Origin of the sequence: Variovorax sp. V15 (assembly GCF_041154425.1) — a bacterium.
Classification (GTDB): Bacteria; Pseudomonadota; Gammaproteobacteria; order Burkholderiales; family Burkholderiaceae_C; genus Variovorax; species Variovorax guangxiensis.
Window position 1 is genome coordinate 2,756,548 of the sequence record NZ_AP028659.1, and the last position, 17,270, is coordinate 2,773,817.

At 68.5% G+C, this 17,270-nt stretch carries 18 protein-coding genes; 5 read left to right on the plus strand and 13 right to left on the minus strand.

All coding sequences use genetic code 11. From position 1 onward, the window contains the following. Positions 1–4: 4 nt before the first annotated feature. The 3 genes from ACAM57_RS12945 to ACAM57_RS12955 form a co-directional block, all read right to left on the minus strand. Entirely contained in the window at positions 5–883 is an 879-nt protein-coding gene (locus ACAM57_RS12945) for a bile acid:sodium symporter family protein (RefSeq protein ID WP_369661928.1), read from the minus strand. Positions 884–1,012: 129 nt separating this feature from the next. Beyond that, positions 1,013–1,780 carry a class II aldolase/adducin family protein gene (locus ACAM57_RS12950; protein WP_126022123.1) on the minus strand — a complete coding sequence of 256 codons (768 nt, stop codon included), beginning with the start codon at positions 1,778–1,780 and terminating at the stop codon, positions 1,013–1,015. 158 nt (positions 1,781–1,938) lie between these two features. Further along, positions 1,939–2,532 (minus strand): HD domain-containing protein, encoded by a 594-nt coding sequence (locus ACAM57_RS12955; RefSeq protein WP_369661929.1) that lies wholly within the window; start codon positions 2,530–2,532, stop codon positions 1,939–1,941. A 128-nt stretch (positions 2,533–2,660) separates the two neighbouring features. Between ACAM57_RS12955 and ACAM57_RS12960 the strand changes: the two genes are divergently transcribed. Continuing rightward, complete coding sequence (locus ACAM57_RS12960) at positions 2,661–3,383, plus strand: Crp/Fnr family transcriptional regulator (protein ID WP_369661930.1); 723 nt, start codon at positions 2,661–2,663, stop codon at positions 3,381–3,383. Positions 3,384–3,399: 16 nt separating this feature from the next. On the opposite strand, the gene ACAM57_RS12965 is transcribed toward ACAM57_RS12960, so the two are convergent. From ACAM57_RS12965 to ACAM57_RS13000, 8 genes are all read right to left on the minus strand, one after another. After that, a complete protein-coding gene (locus tag ACAM57_RS12965) occupies positions 3,400–4,572 on the minus strand; it encodes an ABC transporter substrate-binding protein (RefSeq protein WP_369661931.1) in 1,173 nt (390 codons plus the stop codon). 86 nt (positions 4,573–4,658) lie between these two features. After that, positions 4,659–7,088, minus strand: coding sequence for an ATP-binding cassette domain-containing protein (locus ACAM57_RS12970; RefSeq protein WP_369661932.1), 2,430 nt, complete (start codon positions 7,086–7,088; stop codon positions 4,659–4,661). A 17-nt stretch (positions 7,089–7,105) separates the two neighbouring features. After that, positions 7,106–7,516, minus strand: a complete 411-nt coding sequence (locus ACAM57_RS12975; protein WP_126022128.1) for a VOC family protein — start codon at positions 7,514–7,516, stop codon at positions 7,106–7,108. 34 nt (positions 7,517–7,550) lie between these two features. Then, positions 7,551–8,012 carry a helix-turn-helix transcriptional regulator gene (locus ACAM57_RS12980; RefSeq protein ID WP_126022129.1) on the minus strand — a complete coding sequence of 154 codons (462 nt, stop codon included), beginning with the start codon at positions 8,010–8,012 and terminating at the stop codon, positions 7,551–7,553. Positions 8,013–8,057: 45 nt separating this feature from the next. After that, entirely contained in the window at positions 8,058–8,822 is a 765-nt protein-coding gene (gene trmB / locus ACAM57_RS12985) for a tRNA (guanosine(46)-N7)-methyltransferase TrmB (protein ID WP_369661933.1), read from the minus strand. After that, on the minus strand, positions 8,822–9,793 hold the full coding sequence (gluQRS, locus tag ACAM57_RS12990) for a tRNA glutamyl-Q(34) synthetase GluQRS (RefSeq protein WP_369661934.1): 972 nt from the start codon (positions 9,791–9,793) through the stop codon (positions 8,822–8,824). Before gluQRS ends, trmB begins: the two co-directional genes overlap by 1 nt. Before the next feature lie 17 nt (positions 9,794–9,810). Beyond that, a complete protein-coding gene (locus ACAM57_RS12995) occupies positions 9,811–10,929 on the minus strand; it encodes an NAD(P)/FAD-dependent oxidoreductase (protein WP_369661935.1) in 1,119 nt (372 codons plus the stop codon). 140 nt (positions 10,930–11,069) lie between these two features. Next, the gene (locus tag ACAM57_RS13000; protein ID WP_126023822.1) at positions 11,070–12,023 is read right to left on the minus strand and encodes a LysR substrate-binding domain-containing protein; all 954 of its coding nucleotides are present in this window, start codon (positions 12,021–12,023) and stop codon (positions 11,070–11,072) included. Positions 12,024–12,183: 160 nt separating this feature from the next. Here ACAM57_RS13000 and ACAM57_RS13005 point away from each other — a divergent pair, with 160 nt between their 5' ends. From ACAM57_RS13005 to ACAM57_RS13020, 4 genes are all read left to right on the plus strand, one after another. Continuing rightward, positions 12,184–12,885 carry a pirin family protein gene (locus ACAM57_RS13005; protein WP_126023823.1) on the plus strand — a complete coding sequence of 234 codons (702 nt, stop codon included), beginning with the start codon at positions 12,184–12,186 and terminating at the stop codon, positions 12,883–12,885. Positions 12,886–12,972: 87 nt separating this feature from the next. Beyond that, complete coding sequence (locus ACAM57_RS13010) at positions 12,973–13,392, plus strand: DoxX family protein (RefSeq protein ID WP_184637278.1); 420 nt, start codon at positions 12,973–12,975, stop codon at positions 13,390–13,392. A gap of 36 nt (positions 13,393–13,428) precedes the next feature. Further along, complete coding sequence (locus ACAM57_RS13015; RefSeq protein WP_184637280.1) at positions 13,429–13,980, plus strand: flavodoxin family protein; 552 nt, start codon at positions 13,429–13,431, stop codon at positions 13,978–13,980. Positions 13,981–14,003: 23 nt separating this feature from the next. Further along, the gene (locus ACAM57_RS13020) at positions 14,004–14,927 is read left to right on the plus strand and encodes a pirin family protein (protein WP_369661936.1); all 924 of its coding nucleotides are present in this window, start codon (positions 14,004–14,006) and stop codon (positions 14,925–14,927) included. A gap of 89 nt (positions 14,928–15,016) precedes the next feature. Here the strand turns inward: ACAM57_RS13020 and ACAM57_RS13025 are convergent, their stop codons facing one another. Together ACAM57_RS13025 and ACAM57_RS13030 are read right to left on the minus strand one after the other, a co-directional pair. Continuing rightward, entirely contained in the window at positions 15,017–16,585 is a 1,569-nt protein-coding gene (locus ACAM57_RS13025) for a tripartite tricarboxylate transporter permease (protein WP_184637284.1), read from the minus strand. A 4-nt stretch (positions 16,586–16,589) separates the two neighbouring features. Next, a complete protein-coding gene (locus ACAM57_RS13030; RefSeq protein WP_184637286.1) occupies positions 16,590–17,120 on the minus strand; it encodes a tripartite tricarboxylate transporter TctB family protein in 531 nt (176 codons plus the stop codon). Positions 17,121–17,270 lie beyond the last annotated feature (150 nt).

Consider the following 17,270-nt stretch of genomic DNA (forward strand, 5'->3'; position numbering starts at 1 on the left):
CCGATCATCGCGCAGGCGCGGTGGCCGGCGCCGGGCGGCGCAGCAGCAGCCATCCGAAGAGCGGGGCGGTGATGTACATCACCACCGAGTAGATGGCCGCCGGCAGCGCCAGCTGGAAGCTGCCCAGCACGCTCACCGCGATGAAGATCGCCAGCGTGGAGTTGTGGATGCCGATCTCGTAGCTGATGGCGGTGGCCAGCGGCTTGTCGAGCCCGGCGGCGCGGCTGAGGTAGTAGCCCGCCAGCAGGCTCAGCAGGTTGAACAGCAGCACCGGCACGCCGATCTGCGCGAAGGTGGTCGTGATGGTCTTCCACTCGTTGGCGATGGCCAGCACCGTCACCACCGCCAGCACCACGCCGCTGAAGATCTTGGTGGGCTTTTCCATGCGCGCGGCGAAGCCGGGCCGGCGCGAGGCGACGAACATGCCGAGCGCCACCGGTACCAGCACGATGGCGATGACTTCCACCAGCTTGCGCGTCTGCAGCGGCACCACCTGGCCGCCCTGCGCGAAATGGCCGATGGCCCAGTTCGCGATGAGCGGCAGCGTGACGATGGAAAGCAGCGTGTTCACGGCCGTGAGCGAGATGTTCATCGCCACGTTGCCGCCGAACAGGTGCGAGAACAGGTTGGCCGAGATGCCGCCCGGCGAGGCCGCCAGCAGCATCAGCCCGACCGCGAACACCGGCGGCAGGCCGAAGCCCACGATGATCGCGTAGCAGGCCAGCGGCAGGCCGATCACCTGCAGCGCGAGCGCTATGGCAACGGCCTTTGGGTGCTTGAAGAGCCGCTTGAAGTCGGCGGGCGAAAGCGAGAGGCCGAGCCCGAACATGACCAGCGCGAGCGCGCCGAACAGGAAGCGGGTGACGATGACGGTACTGTCCATGGGGTTTGTCTCCTCGTTGGCTCTTGCTTTTCTTGTAGTTGTCGTGGTGCGAGCGATGAACAAAAAAATGGCCGCCGGCACCTGTCGCGCAGGCGCTGGCAGCCGTGGAAACCGGGAGCGACGAAGCTCTTATTGCTTGTAGCTGTCGTCGATGCGGTCGAGCTTGCGGATCAGCGACGGCCAGACGAACTGCCCGCCCAGGCCGCCGGTCTGCACCTTCATGGCCTGGCCCACGCCTTCCACGATGCGCGGGTCCACGTGCGTGAGTTCACCGCCGCCCGATTGCGCCGCGATCTGGATCTGGCAGGTGGCCTCGAAGGTGTACATCGAAAGAAAGGCGTCGGCAATGGTCTTGCCGCAGGTCAGCAGGCCGTGGTTGCGCAGCATGAGGAAGTTGGCGCTGCCCATGTCGGCCTGCAGGCGCGGCTTCTCGTCGTCGCGGAAGGCCACGCCCTCGTAGTCGTGATAGGCCAGAGAGGCCAGCACGAAGGTCGACTGCTGGCTGATGGGCAGCACGCCGTTCTTCTGCGCGCTCACCGCGATGCCGGCGCGGGTGTGGGTGTGCAGCACGCACTGGATGTCTTCCCGCGCCGCATGCACCGCGCTGTGGATCACGAAGCCCGCCGGGTTCACCGGGTAGGGCGAGTCGATGACCTTGTTGCACTGCTGGTCGACCTTCACCAGGCTCGACGCGGTGATCTCGTCGAACATCAGGCCGTAGGGGTTGATCAGGAAGTGGTGTTCGGGGCCGGGAATGCGCGCGCTGATGTGCGTGAAGACCAGGTCGCTCCAGCCGTGCAGCGCCACGAGGCGGTAGCAGGCGGCAAGGTCGACGCGAAGCTGCCACTCCTCGGCGGAGACCAGCTTCTGGATTTCGGGTTGGGCGAAGGCGTTCATGTTGGGGTGTCCTTTTGAGGGAGGAGAAAGCGGGCAGCCGAACGCAGAGGTCGCGAAGGTTACGCAGAAGTCGCAGAAGGAAAACAGGAAATGGTTTCTGGTTTTCTCTGCGACTTCTGCGTAGCTTTTGTCTTCCTTCTGCGTTCGGCTGTCGGGCTTCAGGCGGCCTCTGCAGCAGGCTGCAGCGCCGATTTGTAGATGCTCTGCTTCGGCTGCGCCATCACGCGGCGCAGCATGGGTTCGAACTCGCTGATGGGCAGCGTCTCGGCCCTGGGGTCGAAGGCGGGGTTGTCGTAGAGCGCGCAGAACTCGGCCGTGCGCTCGTAGTGCGGATGGCCCTTGAAGTTGTCGCGCATGTCGCGGTCCAGGCCGATGTGGTGGAAGAAATAGTGGCCCTGGAAGATGCCGTGGTTCTGCACCATCCAGTGGTTGGCCTCGCTCACGAAGGGCTTGAGGATGGCCGCGGCGATGTCGGGGTGGTTGAAGCTGCCGAGCGTGTCGCCGATGTCGTGCAGCAGCGCGCACACCACGTATTCCTCGTCGCGGCCGTCGCGCAGCGCGCGGGTGGCGGTCTGCAGCGAGTGGGTGTAGCGGTCGACCGGGAAGCCGCCGTAGTCGCCTTCGAGGATCTGCAGGTGCCTGATCACGCGTGCGGGCAGGCCGCCCGCGAACTGCATGAATTCGCCACCGATCAGCTGCCAGTCTTCGCGCGTGCTTTCCTGCATGCTCTTGAAACTTGCGCGTGCGTTCATCGCCGGAGTCTCCGTTCTTGTGTCCTGTGGGGAGCTGGTCACTGTATGCCTGCGCTTGACCATGAACTGTCAAGAATTTGACAATGCGGGGTTCTGGTAAACCCCCGTTCCACCGTCATTCCCCAGTCATGGCTGCTTCTGCGAAACCGCGCCTTTCCGCCGCCCACCGCGCCGCGCTGGAAGGCAACCCGTGGTTCCTGAGCATGCCGCGCGCGCAGCGCGAGGCGCTGGTGGGCGCGGCCGAACTGCATCATGTGCGGCGCGGCGCGATGGTGTTCCGCCAGGGCGATCCCGTCCACGCCACGGATGGCGGCTTCTACGGGCTGGTGGCGGGCACCATCAAGGTCTCGTCGCTGCGCCAGGACGGGCGCGAGGCCATCCTCGCGGTGCTGGAGCCGGGCAACTGGTTCGGCGAGATCACGCTGATCGACGGCTCGCCGCGCACCCACGACGCCACCGCGCTGGAGGCGCTCGACCTGCTGGTGGTGCCGCCCGCGGCCTTCGCGGTGCTGATGCGCGACGTGGTGTTCTCCAATGCCATCGCCGCGATGCTGGCGGCGCGCGTGCGCATGCTCTACGGCCTCGCGGAGGATGCCACGCTGCGCAGCCTGCGTGCCCGCGTGGCGCACCGGCTGCTGGTGCTTGCGCGCGGCGATGCCACGCAGTCGGTGCAGCTGCGCCACGAGCTGCAGCTGCCGCAGGAGGCACTGGCCATGATGCTCGGCGTGACGCGCCAGACCCTGTCGAAGGAGCTCAACGCGCTGGCGTCCGAGGGTGTGCTCTCGCTGGGCTACGGGCGCATCGAACTGCGTTCGCTCGACGCGCTGCGCGCGCTCGTGAGCACCGGCTAGGAGGGCAGGCGGCCGGCTACCTCAGCACCCGGCCGTCGGCCGAGATGCTGATCAGGTCGATGTTGCGCACGCTGTCGCGCAGGCCCGGGCGCAGGTTGATGCGAAAGCCACCGACGTCGTAGTCGGTCATGCCCGACATCACGCGCATGAGGGCGGCCGTGTTGAAGCCCCGGCCGGCTCGCTTCACCGCCTCGCCGGCGGCCTTGGCCGCGATGAAGCCTTCCAGGCCCTCGTACGAGGCGGTCTGGTCGGAGTTGTCGACGGCCGCGAGGTACTCCTTGACGATCGGAATGGCCGAGGGCCGCGGCGAGGGCACCACCTGCGAGATCACGATGCCGCCAATGTCCTTGCCGAGCGCGGCGTAGAGCGGGTCGATGCCGACGATGGAGAAGGCCATGAAGCTGCCCGCGTAGCCGCTCTTGCGCAGCTTGCGGATGGCGTTGGCCGTGGTGCCCGAGAGCGACACCAGCACGATGGCCTGCGGCGACTGCTTCTGCACTTCCTTCAGCGCCGCGTCGAGCTTGTCGCCGTTGGCGGGCACCAGCGCGGTCGCGACCAGCGGCGTGAGCTTGAGTTCACTGATGGCCTGCTCCACGGCCGCCAGGCCTGCGCGGCCCATGGCGTCGTCGTCGCCCACCAGCGCCACGCGCGTCTGCCCGACGGTGGCGCATTGCTTCACGATCTTCAGGGCCTCGTCGATCATGCCGGGGCGTACATGGAACACGTTCTGGTGCTCCGCGCCGCGCAGCGTGTCGGAAGCCGCGAATGGCGCGAACAGCAGGCTGCCCTGCTGCGTGGCGACGTTGGCGCCGGCCTCGCTGCTGGCCGTGCCGACGAAGCCGAAGAGCATGTCGGCCTTGTCGTTGGTCAGAAGGGTGCGCGCGTTGGCTGCCGCGCGCGCCGCGTCGTAGCCGTCGTCGAGCTGCAGCAGCTTGAGCTGCAGGCCGCTGGCCGCGTTGCGGTCGTTGAAGGCGCTCACCGCGAGGCGGCTGCCGGCGGCGAAGGCATTGCCGATCTCGGAGGCGCTGCCCGTCAGCGGCACCGACTGCCCCAGCAGCACGACGCGTGCCCCGGCTGCCGCCGCCCCCGTCCGCGCCGTCTGCGCCATGACGGGATGGACCATGCCAATGCCGCTACCCAGCATCAGCGCGCCTGCCTTGCCCAACCATTCCCTGCGTGACGTGTTCATTGGACACCTTCTTTCACATTAGTAAAAAAGTGTAGCAATATCGGGGCCAGGGTGGAAGGCGGGCTGACGAGGAGGAGGGTTTTGGATCAGCCTCCCTTGACGTAGCTGGCGAGGTGCTTGCCGGTGAGCGTGGCGCGCCTGGCGACGAGGTCCGCGGGCGTGCCCTCGAACACGACCCGCCCGCCCTCGTGTCCCGCGCCGGGGCCGAGGTCGATGAGCCAGTCGGCATGCGCCATCACGGCCTGGTGGTGCTCGACCACGATGACCGACTTGCCCGAATCCACCAGCCTGTCGAGCAGGCCCAGCAGCTGCGCCACGTCGGCCAGGTGCAGGCCGGCGGTGGGCTCGTCGAGCACGTAGATGTCGCCCTTCTCGGCCATCTGCGTGGCCAGCTTCAGCCGCTGCCGCTCGCCGCCCGAGAGCGTGGTGAGCGGCTGCCCGAGCCGCAGGTAGCCTAGCCCCACGTCGGCCAGCCGCTGCAGGATGGCCTGCGCGGCCGGCGTGCGCGCCTTGCCTTCGCCGAAGAAGGCGAGGGCCTCGTCCACCGGCATCGCCAGCACCTCGGCGATGTCGCGCCCGCCGAAGCGGTACTCCAGCACCGAGGCCTGGAATCGCTTGCCGCCGCACTCCTCGCAGGGGGTGGCCACGCCGGCCATCATTGCGAGGTCGGTGTAGATCACGCCCGCGCCGTTGCAGGTGGGGCAGGCGCCTTCGGAATTGGCGCTGAAGAGCGCCGGCTTCACGCCGTTGGCCTTGGCGAAGGCGTTGCGGATCGGGTCGAGCAGCCCGGTGTAGGTGGCCGGGTTGCTGCGCCGCGAGCCGCGGATCGCACTCTGGTCGATGCTCACCACGCCCGCGCCGGCCGGGATCGAGCCATGCACCAGCGAGCTCTTGCCGGAGCCTGCCACGCCGGTGACCACAGCGAGTACGCCGAGCGGAATGTCGACGTTCACCTTGCGCAGGTTGTGCGTGGCCGCGCCGCGTATCTCGAGCTTGCCGGTCGGCTCGCGAACCTTCTTCTTCAGCGTCGCGCGGTCGTCCAGGTGCCGGCCCGTGACCGTGCCGCTGCCGCGCAGCCCCTCGACGCTGCCCTCGAAGCACACGCTGCCGCCGGCCGAGCCCGCGCCCGGCCCGAGGTCGACGACGTGGTCGGCGATGGCGATGACCTCCGGCTTGTGCTCGACCACCAGCACCGTGTTGCCCTTGTCGCGCAGCCGCAGCAGCAGCTCGTTCATGCGCTGTATGTCGTGCGGATGCAGGCCGGTGGTGGGCTCGTCGAACACGTAGGTCACGTCGGTGAGCGAGGAGCCGAGGTGGCGGATCATCTTCGTGCGCTGCGCCTCGCCGCCCGACAGCGTGCCCGAGGGGCGGTCGAGCGAGAGGTAGCCCAGGCCGATCTCCACGAAGGAATCGAGGCTGGCCGACAGCGCCTCCAGCAGCGGCGCCACCGAGGGCTCCTTCAGGCCGCGCACCCACGCGGCGAGATCGCTGATCTGCATCGCGCAGGCGTCGGCGATGTTGACGCCCTTGATCTTCGAGGAGCGCGCCGGCGCGGCGAGCCGCGTGCCCTCGCATTCGGGGCAGGTGGAAAAGGTCACCACGCGCTCCACGAAGGCGCGCACGTGCGGCTGCATCGCCTCCACGTCCTTCGAGAGAAACGACTTCTGGATCGTCGGGATCAGCCCCGCGAAGGTGAGGTTGACGCCGTCCACCTTGATCCTGGTGGGCTCCTTGTAGAGCAGGTCGTGCAGCTCGTTCTTCGTGAACCTGCGGATCGGCTTGTCGGCGTCGAAGAAGCCGCAGCCCCGGAAGATGCGCCCGTACCAGCCTTCCATGCTGTAGCCGGGAATCTTGAGCGCGCCTTCGTTGAGCGACTTGCCATCGTCGTAGAGCTCGGCAAGGTCGAAGTCGGTGACTGCGCCGCGCCCCTCGCAGCGCGGGCACATGCCGCCGATGCGGTTGAAGGTCTCCTTCACCGTCTTCGTCTTCGAGCCGCGCTCCACGGTGATGGCGCCAGCCGCGCTGACCGAAGGCACGTTGAAGGCGAAGGCGCCCGGCGGCCCGATGTGCGGCTTGCCCAGGCGGCTGAAGAGAATGCGCAGCATCGCGTTGGCGTCGGTGACCGTGCCCACGGTGGAGCGCGGGTCGGCGCCCAGGCGCTGCTGGTCGACGATGATCGCGGTGGTCAGCCCGTCGAGCACGTCGACCTCCGGCCGCGCCAGCGTGGGCATGAAGCCCTGCACGAAGGCGCTGTAGGTCTCGTTGATGAGCCGCTGCGACTCGGCCGCGATGGTGCCGAACACCAGCGAGCTCTTGCCCGAACCCGAGACGCCGGTGAACACCGTCAGCCTGCGCTTCGGTATCTCGATGCTGATGTCCTTCAGGTTGTTCTCGCGCGCGCCGTGCACGCGGATCATGTCGTGGCTGTCTGCGGCGTGCTGCGTGGACGGTGCCGCTTTCGTGGTCGTTTTCGCGGTCTTTTTGGGGGACGTTTTCTTCGCGGCCTTCGTGCTCATCGGTTCGCCTCTGCGCCTCAGCCCTGCTGCTGGATGCGGATCAGGCTGCCCGCGGGGTCGCGCACCGCGCAGTCGCGCACGCCGTAGGGCTGGTCGGTCGGCTCCTGGACGATCTCGGTGTCGCTGGCCTGCAGCTTCGCGAAGGTGCCTTCGAGATCGGGCGTGGCCAGCAGGATGGCGGCGTAGGTGCCCTTGGCCATCATCTCGGCGATGGTGCGGCGCTCCTCGTCGGTGATGCCGGGGTAGGCTGCCGGCGGCGCGAGCACGATGGAGACTGCGGGCTGGCCCTTGGGGCCGACGGTGATCCAGCGCATGCCGCCGTATCCCACGTCGTTGCGGACCTCGAAGCCGAGCAGGTCGCGGTAGAAGGCGAGCGACGCCTCGGGGTCGTTGTGCGGCAGGAAACTCGCGTGGATGCTGATGTTCATCGTGATCGCTCCGGTCGGTTGTTTTGAGGAGCGCTCAGTCTAGGTGCGACTGTGCGGCCGGCGCTTCTCGATTCCTGATCGGTCGCGTGACCTGCTTCGCCACGCAGGACGGCATGCCCTCGGTCTGCTGCGCGGCATCGCGCTTGTAGGCGCTGGGCGACATGCCCACCAGCTCGGTGAAGCGGGTGCTGAAGGTGCCCAGCGACGAGCAGCCGACCTCGAAGCAGACCTCGGTGACGCTGAGGTCGCCCCGGCGCAGCAGCGCCATCGCGCGCTCGATGCGCCGGGTCATCAAATAGGAGTAGGGAGCCTCGCCGTACGCGAGCTTGAACTGGCGGCTCAGGTGGCCCGCCGACATGTGCACGCCGAAGGCGAGAGCCTCGACGTCCAGCGGCTGCGCGTATTCGCGGTCGATGCGGTCACGAACGCGGCGCAGCCGGGCGAGGTCGCGCAGGTGCAGTTGCTCGGCGTCGGTCTTGTTGCTGCTGCTGGTCATCCGCGGGATCGTGCCATGCCGCAACGGCAGGCTCAACCCGGCAGCTCAGGCGGTCCGCTCGAACACCAGGTCCCACACCCCGTGGCCCAGCTTGATGCCGCGGTTCTCGAACTTGGTCAGCGGGCGGTACTCGGGCTTGGGCGCATAGCCCTCGGCGGTGTTGCGCAGCAGCGGCTCGCCCGACAGCACTTCGAGCATCTGCTCGGCGTAGGGCTGCCAGTCGGTGGCGCAGTGGATGTAGCCGCCGGGGCGCAGGTGCTGCGCGAGCTTGGTCACGAACCCGGGCTGGATCAGCCGGCGCTTGTTGTGGCGCTTCTTGTGCCACGGGTCCGGGAAGAACACGTGCACGCCGGCCAGCGTGCCGGGCTGCAGCATGTGGTCGAGCACGTCGACCGCGTCGTGCGCGCAGATGCGGATATTTGACAGGGATTGCTCGCCGATGCGCTTGAGCAGCGCGCCCACGCCGGGCTCGTGCACCTCGCAGCAGAAAAAATTGGTGTCGGGCAGCACCGTCGCGATGTGCGCGGTGGCCTCGCCCATGCCGAAGCCGATTTCCAGCACCGTCGGGCCGGCGCGGCCGAAGGCGGCGGTCAGGTCGAGCGGCTCGGGCTTGTAGGGCACGAGGTAAAGCGGCCCCAGCTCGGAGAAGGCGCGCGCTTGGCCTTCGGTGGTGCGGCCGCCGCGCTTGACGAAGCTCTTGAGGCGGCGGTGCAGCGGATGGGGCTTGCCGGTGCCGTCGCTGGCACCGTCGTCGGTGCCCTCGTCATTGCCGGGCGGGAGTTCGTTGGACACGGTATCGGAAAGATTCATCACGGCCGCGAATTGTAGAGAGCGCGCCATTCGGGCACCCAGCCGGCCAGCGCCGCCGGGCAATCCGAGGCCGTGGCGGGGCCCAGGCCCAGCACCCGCGCCGCCGAATCGAGCGCCGCCAGCGCGGCCGCCGGCGAGCCGGTGTCGATGGAGGTGGCGCCGTTCTGCTTGGAGAGCTTGTCGCCGTCGGCGCCGCGCACCAGCGGCGTGTGCAGGTAGGTAGGCGTGGGAAAGCCCAGCGCGCGCTGCAGCAGGATCTGGCGCGCGGTGTTGTCGGTGAGGTCCTCGCCGCGCACCACGTCGGTCACGCCCTGTTCGGCGTCGTCGACCACCACCGCGAGCTGGTAGGCCCAGGGGCCGTCGGCGCGGCGCAGCACGAAGTCGCCGACCTCGCGGCTCACGTTCTGGCACTGGCGGCCGAGGCGGCGGTCGGTGAAGCAGAGTTCGCCGCAGGTGCCTGCGTCGTGGCCGTCTTCTTCCTTTTCTTCCCAGGACACACCGGGCGTGGGCGGAAGGTCGGCCTCGAACTTCTCGGTGGCGAAGCGCCAGGCGCGCGCGGGCTTGCCGTGCAGCCCGTCGCGGCAGGTGCCGGGGTACACGCGCTCGCCGTGGCGCTCATGCCGCTGGCCGAGCCGGGCGAGCGCCTCGTTGATGTCCTTGCGCGAGCAGCCGCAGGGGTAGGCCAGGCCGCGCGCCTTGAGCCGCTCCAGCGCGGCCTCGTAGCGGTCGGTGCGCCGCGTCTGCCACACAGGGGGCTCGTCGGGCAGCAGGGCGCATTCGGCCAACTGCTGGAGGATGTGCTCGCCCATGCCGGGCAGGCAGCGCTCGGTGTCGGCGTCCTCGATGCGCACCAGCCAGCGCGCCTGCGGGCCGCGTGCGCGCACGTCGAGCCAGCTCGCGAGCGCGGCCACCAGCGAGCCCGCGTGCAGCGGGCCGGTGGGCGAGGGCGCGAAGCGGCCGGTCTCTCTCATCTCCCTGTGGCGTTGCCTCAGAGCACGTCCAGCGCGAGCGACAGGCCCGAGAGGAAGGCGTCTTCCACGCGGTGGCCGGTGCACCAGTCGCCCGCGATACCGATGCGGGCCTTGGCGTCCCACAGGTGGGCGGTGCCCACGGGCACCTGCGTCTGCGCTTCATTCCAGCAGATGGCCTGGGCGTGCGCGGGCGTGGCATGGATGCCGGTGATCTCGGCGAAGGCGCGCAGCAGCTTGGCCTCCACGCGCGAGGGCGCGTCGCGCAGGTGCTCCTGCGACCAGGCCGCGCTGGCCTGCAGCGTCCAGCGTTCGATGGGCTCGCGTCCGGGCTTGGACGATTCGCGCGCCAGCCAGGCCACGCGGTGGTGCGTGCTGCGCGCCGCGTTCCACTGCGGGCCGAGGTGCGACATGTCGGGCTGGTTGGCCTGGGGGTAGGCGATCATCAGCGTCCAGCAGGGCGCGATGGTCACGGGTTCGATCCTGCGGGCCAGCGTGGCCGACAGCTTGCCGCCGTCGCCCAGCAGGGCGCGGGCGCCGGCCGGCGGCACGGCCAGCAGCACGGCGTCGAAGCCCGAATACACGTGCTGCGAATCGTCGGCGCCGGAGGTGCGCAGTTGCCAGCGCTTCGCATCGAGCGCATCTGGCTCGATCTGCGTGACGCGCGTGCCGGTGACCAGGCTCTCGCCCAGCGGCGCGGCCCAGCGGGCCACCAGCGAATCCATGCCGGGCTGGGCCACCCAGTGCGGCTCGAGGGAAGGCAGCGCGGCCTCGGCCACGCGGCCGTGCGCGTCGAGCACGCGCACGAGGTTGGCGCTCCAGCGCTTGCACACGCCGGGGGCGTTCTCCAGCGCCAGGGCAAAGCGCGGGTCGCGCACGGTGAAATACTGGGCGCCGCTGTCGAAGCGGCCGAAGGCGGTGTCCACGCTCGCCATGCGCCCGCCGGCGGCGTCGCTGCGTTCGAACAGCGTGACCTTGTGGCCGGCCTGCACCAGCGTTCTCGCGCAGGCCACCCCGGCAATGCCGGCGCCGACAACGGCGAAATGGCGGGGGGAGCGCGGCTGGCCCGGGCCGGCTGGGGTTCGGTGACGGTCGGCGGCGGCCTTGGCCGGCTTCTTTGCAGTTACGCGAGTGCTCATGACGGACTCTCTTCTTCTGGATGGAATGCGGATGGATGTGTCTGCACTCTACATCGGTCCGGCAGGCGCTCCGCCTGAGGGCACACCCTTAGCGGCGGCGAGCGATCCTCGGCAATACTGATCGGCTCCTTCATCGAGTTCTATCGGCCCCTGTGCCGTTCGAGCAGCGCGCGCCGCGTGCCCTCGTGCTCGAACTGTGCCAGCCACCATTCGAGCGCGCGCCCCGGCTTGCCGGCGCTGCGCACCCGCCACGCACAGTGCAGCGAGCCCAGCGGCGGCTTGCGCTCCGTCTTCAGCTCGACCAGATGCCCCGCCTCGATGTACGGCCGCGCCATCGGCTCGGGCAGGAAGCCGCCGCCCAGCCCGTGCAACTGCGCCGCGATCTTGGCCTGCATGCTCGGCACGGTGAGCACGTCCTGCCCGCCCACGAGGTGCACCGTGAGGCCCGGCGCCTGGCGGGCCGAGTCGGCCGCCGCCACCGCCCGGTGCTGCCGCATCACCGCGTCGCTCAGCGGCTGCGTGGCGCGCGCCAGCGGATGGTGCGGCGCCACCGCGTAGACGAAGCTCAGCTCGCCGATCGGCCGGCTGCGGATGCCGGTGGTGGTGAAGGCCAGGCTCGCGGCGTCGAGCACCGCGCCGATGGCGAGGTCGGCCTCGCCGGTGGTCAGCGCCTCGATGGTGCCCATCAGCGTCTCGTCGCGCAGCTTCAGCCGCGTGGGCGGCTCCAGCGCGAAGAAGGCGGTAGCCAGGTCGAGCAGCGGGTCGCGCGCGATCACGCTGTCGACCGCGATGGTCAGCATCGGCTCCCAGCCGGTGGCCACGCGCTTGACGCGATTGGCCACCGCGTCGATCTCGCCCAGCAGCCGCTCGGCCTCGCGCAGCAGCTCGGCGCCGGCTTCGGTCAGGCGGGCCTGGCGGGCGCTGCGGTCGAACAGCAGCACGTCGAGCGCGTCCTCGATCTGGCGCACCCGGTAGCTCAGGGCGCTGGGCACCAGGTTCAGCGCCCGGGCGGCGGCGGCGAAGCTGCCGGTGGCGGCCACGGTCTGGAGCATGGCGAGGGAGTCGGGGGTCAGCACGTCTCTGGGGCTGGGCATGGCGGCTCCATTGATCAAAATATTTGAATGGTGCCATCAAACCGCGGCGCCTTTCCGAAGGGGGCGGCGGCCCAAAATTCTTCACATCCGCTGCGCATCCGGCGCGGCATACGAAAGAAGCCCGAGCACCCCGACGGGGCAGGGCAGAAGGAGTCCGACGATGTTGCAAGTCCGTAAATCCCAGGAACGCGGTTACGCCGATCACGGCTGGCTGCGCTCGTTCCACAGCTTTTCCTTTGCCAACTACTACGACCCGGCCCACATGGGCTTCGGCAACCTGCGCGTGATCAACGAAGACCGCGTGGCGGCGGGCGCCGGCTTCGGCACCCACGGCCACAAGGACATGGAGATCATCAGCTACGTGCTTTCGGGCGAGCTGGCGCACAAGGACAGCATGGGCAACGTGGAGAGCATTCCTCCCGGCGACGTCCAGCGCATGAGCGCGGGCCGCGGCGTGATGCACAGCGAGTTCAACCACAAGGCCGACCAGACCACGCACTTCCTGCAGATCTGGATCCTGCCGAAGGAGCGCGGCGTCGAGCCCGGCTACGAGCAGAAGAAGTTCAGCGACGCCGAGAAGCGAGGCAAGCTGCGCCTGGTGGCTTCGCCCGAGGGCAGCGAAGGCTCGGTGAAGGTGAACGCCGACGCGAGCCTGTATGCCGGCCTCTTCGACGGCGATGAAAAGGCCAGCCTCGCGCTCGACCCGAAGCGCAAGAGCTATGTGCACCTGGTGCGCGGCGAGCTCGAGGTGAACGGCCAGAAGCTCTCAGGCGGCGATGCCGCGATGCTCGAAGGCGAATCGCAGGTGACGCTGGGCGCGGGCAAGGACGCCGAAGTGCTGGTGTTCGACCTGGCCGCCTGATCTTTCTCCCCCTTGCCGGGCGCTGGCCGCCCGGCTTTTTTCATTTCTCTTTCTATCCAATCCAACCGAACCGAGGAGCTTTCAACCATGGCAACCGCAAACACCGCACCGAATCCCGCACAAGACACTCTGGCCCTCGTCGGCCGCATCCTTATCGCCTACCTGTTCATTCCCGCCGGCATCGGCAAGCTGATGGGCTTCGGCGGTACCGTCGGCTACATCACCTCCGCAGGCCTGCCGATGCCCGAGGTGGCGGCGGCGATCGCGATCATCGTGGAGCTGGGCCTGGGCATCGCGCTGCTGCTGGGCTTCAAGACCCGCTGGACCGCGATCGTGATGGCGATCTTCACCGTGGCGACTGCGCTGTTCTTCCACAAGTACTGGTCGGCGCCCGAGGCCATGAAAATGATGCAGCAGATCAACTTCAACAAGAACATCGCGATCGCCGGCGGCCTGTTGGCTCTGGCCGCCTTCGGCCCCGGCCGCTTCAGCATCGACAAGCGCTGATCGCGACATCACCATCACCGACAGGAGCACCATCACATGGCAAACATCGTCGTCGTCTTCCATTCCGGCTACGGCCACACACAGCGCGTGGCGCAGGCCGTGGCCGACGGCGCGGGCGCGCAGCTGCTGGCCATCGACGCGGACGGCAACCTGCCCGACGGCGGCTGGGAGCTGCTGGCCGCGGCCGACGCGATCATCTTCGGCTCGCCGACCTACATGGGCGGCGTGAGCTGGCAGTTCAAGAAGTTCGCCGACGCCTCTTCGAAGGTCTGGTACACGCAGGGCTGGAAGGACAAGCTCTTCGCCGGCTTCACCAACAGCGCCACCATGAACGGCGACAAGGTCACGACCATGACCTACCTGTGGACGCTCGCGATGCAGCACAGCGGCATCTGGGTCAGCATGGGCATCCTGCCGAGCAACAGCAAGGCCGCCACGCGCGACGCGATGAACTACGTGGGCGGCTACGGCGGCCTGCTGACGCAGTCGCCGTCGGATGCCAGTCCCGCCGAGATGTCCAAGGGCGATTTCGACACGGCCCGCGCATTCGGCGAGCGCGTGGGTGAAGTGGCAAGATCCCGCAAGTAACCGGACCCCAAGGAGAACCCACGATGACCGACACCGCCCCCGAAACCCGACTGCTCAAGCCGCACGACAAGGACCTCGGAGGCGGCTTCCAGGTCAGGCGCCTGCTGCCCGCGGCGCAGCAGCGCTCGGTCGGGCCTTTCGTGTTCTTCGACCATTTCGGTCCGGCCACCGAGCAGCCGGGCAGCGAGCACGACGTGCGGCCGCATCCGCACATCGGGCTGTCCACGGTCACCTATCTCTTCAAGGGCGCGATGATGCATCGCGACAGCCTGGGCAGCGTGCAGGAGATCCTGCCCGGCGCCATCAACTGGATGACCGCCGGCCGCGGCATCGTGCACTCCGAGCGCAAGCCCGAGCGCCTGAAGGCCGACACCTACGTGAACCACGGCCTGCAGCTGTGGGCCGCGCTGCCGCAGGCGCATGAGGAAATCGAGCCCAGCTTCGAGCACACGCCTGCCGACGCGATTCCCGAGCTGGTGGAGCAGGGCGCGGCGGTGCGCGTGCTGGTGGGCGAGGCCTTCGGCGCGCGCTCGCCGGTGAAGACGCATTCGCAGACCGTGTACCTCGACATCGCGCTGCCCGCGGGCGGACGCTTCGAGCTGCCCCCGCTGGCGCCCGAGCTGGCCGTCTACGCGGTCGATGCCGACCTTGCGGTGAACGGCGAGCCGGTCGCGGTCCACACCATGGCCGTGCTGCCGAACGGGCAGGGCGGCGTGCTCACGGCCGATGCCGCCGTGCGCCTCGTGGTGATCGGCGGCGAGCCGCTCGATGGCCCGCGCTACATCACCTGGAACTTCGTCTCCAGCCGCCGCGAGCGCATCCTCGAAGCCGGCGCCGACTGGGCGGCGCAGCGCATGGGCCACGTGCCCGGCGAGACCGAGTTCATCCCGCTGCCCGGAAAGCCCTTCGGCGTGCGCGAGCCCGACACGGGCACCACGCCGGTCTGAGCCTCCAGCATGCGGCGGTAACGGCAAAGAACAAAGAAAAGGCCCGCGATGCGGGCCTTTCGTCTTCTTGCCGAGGCGGTCGGGGCCGGTTATTTGCCGCCGATCGTCAGGCTCTCTGCAGGCGGTGCGCCCTCGGGTGTCTTCGGCAGCTCGAGCACGGCCTTGCGGCTGCCGCGGCCGCGCCATGCGGAGTAGCTCACGCCCAGCAGCAGCAGCGTGCACAGGCCGATGAAGGTGGCGCTGATCGGCCGCGTCACGAACACCGACATGTCGCCGCGCGAGAGCAGCAGGGCGCGGCGGAAGTTCTCCTCCACCATCGGCCCGAGCACGAAGCCCAGCAGGATCGGTGCGACCGAGAACTCCAGCGTCATCAGCACCGCGCCGACGATGCCGAACACCAGCACTTCCCAGATCTGGAAGAGGCTGTTCTGCGTGCTGTACACGCCCGTGGCAATGAAGAACATCGCGGCCGGGAACAGGTACTTGTAGGGCACCTTCAGCAGCTTCACCCACACGCCGATCATCGGCACGTTCAGGATCACGAGGATCACGTTGCCGATCCAGAACGAGGCGATCAGGCCCCAGAAGATGTCCGGATGCTCGGTGATGAGCTGCGGGCCGGGCTGGATGCCCTGGATCAGCAGCGCGCCCAGGATCAGCGCCATCACCGCGTCGCCCGGAATGCCAAGGCTCATCGTGGGGATGAAGTCGACCTGCGTCTTCGAGTGGGCCGAGGCCTCCGGGCCGGCCACGCCCTCGATCATGCCGGTGCCGAACCTGTTCGGCGTCTTCGACACCTTTCGCTCCAGCGCGTAGGCGATGAAGGTGGTGATGGTCGGGCCCGTGCCGGGCATCGCGCCGAACACCGTGCCCACCAGCGTGCCGCGGATCATCGCGGGGAAGGCGCGCTTGAGCTCTTCCCGGCTCGGACGCATGTCGCTGAGCTTGAGCGTGCCGGTGTCGCCGATGGCCTTCATGCGGTTCACGTTGAGCAGGAAGTCGGCCACGCCGAACAGGCCCATCGAGATCGCCACCAGCTCCAGGCCGTCGCTCAGCTCGGGCAGGCCGAAGGCGAAGCGGAAGCTGCCGCTGTTCACGTCGGTGCCGACCACGCCGCACAGCAGGCCGAAGAGCGTCATCGCCACGCCCTTGAGCGGCGAGCCGCGCGACATGGTGGAACCGGCGAGCAGGCCCAGCAGCATGATCGAGAAGATCTCGGTCGGGCCGAACTTGAACGCGATCTGCACCAAGAGCGGCGAGGCGAAGATCATCACGATGATGCCGACCGAGGCCGCGAAGAACGAGGCGATCATCGTCACCCCGAGCGCAACGCCTCCCTTGCCCTGCTTGGTCATCGGGTATCCGTCCAGACAGGTCACCGCATGCGGCGGGTGCGAGGGCATGTTCATCAGGATGGCGCCGATGGCGCCGCCGTACTGCGAGCCGTAGAAGATGCCGGCCAGCATCAGGATGGCGGGCACCGGATGCATCACGTAGGTGAGCGGCAGCAGGATCGAGATGGCCTGCAGCGCACCCATGCCCGGCAGCACGCCGATCAGGTTGCCCACCAGCACGCCGAAGAAGGACCACAGCAGGTTCGAGCCCTGGAAGGCGACGCCGAAGCCGTACCAGAGGTCGTGGAGCGATTGACCGATCATGGCTTCAGGCTCCCCACTGGAACAGGGGCAGCTGAAGCTTCAGAGCCCACCAGAACACCACCACCGCGATGAAGCACATCGCGAGCGACAGCAGCAGCGCCTCGGTCAGCGTGTTGTCGCGGTCGCCCAGCGCCGAGATGAACACGATCGCGAAGGTCGCCGGCAGCAGGCCGCCGTACTCGCCGAAGAGCAGGAAGGCGAGGATGCCGAGGATGATGCAGATGCCGCCACGCAGGTCGGGCATGCCGCCCGGGTGCCCGTGCGAGGCCGCTTCCTCGCTCGCGCCTTCCGCCGATTTGTCGCCGCGCGCGGAGACCGCGATGAGCAGCCCCGTGAGTGCCAGCAGCGCGCCGAGCGCGACGGGGAAGAAGCCCGGGCCCATGTGCGCCAGCTCGCCGACGCGGTAGCCGACACCGGCATACACGGCGGCCAGGCCGACGACGATCAGCAGCGCGCCGCCGTAGTAGTCTTTCTTGAATTTCGAAGCGGGCCGGGGCGCGTGCGAGGCCGGATCTTCACCGAGCTGGTGCTGCATAAGTCTCCTTCGTCTGGAAGGAGCGCAGTCTAGGAATCGAGACTTTCAATCCCCTTTCGGCAGGGGCTCTCGCGGCCTTGCGGGCCGCAAAATACGTGTAATCACGTACCGGCCTATCCGGTGAAACCCTTGCAAAAACGAGCGTGGATG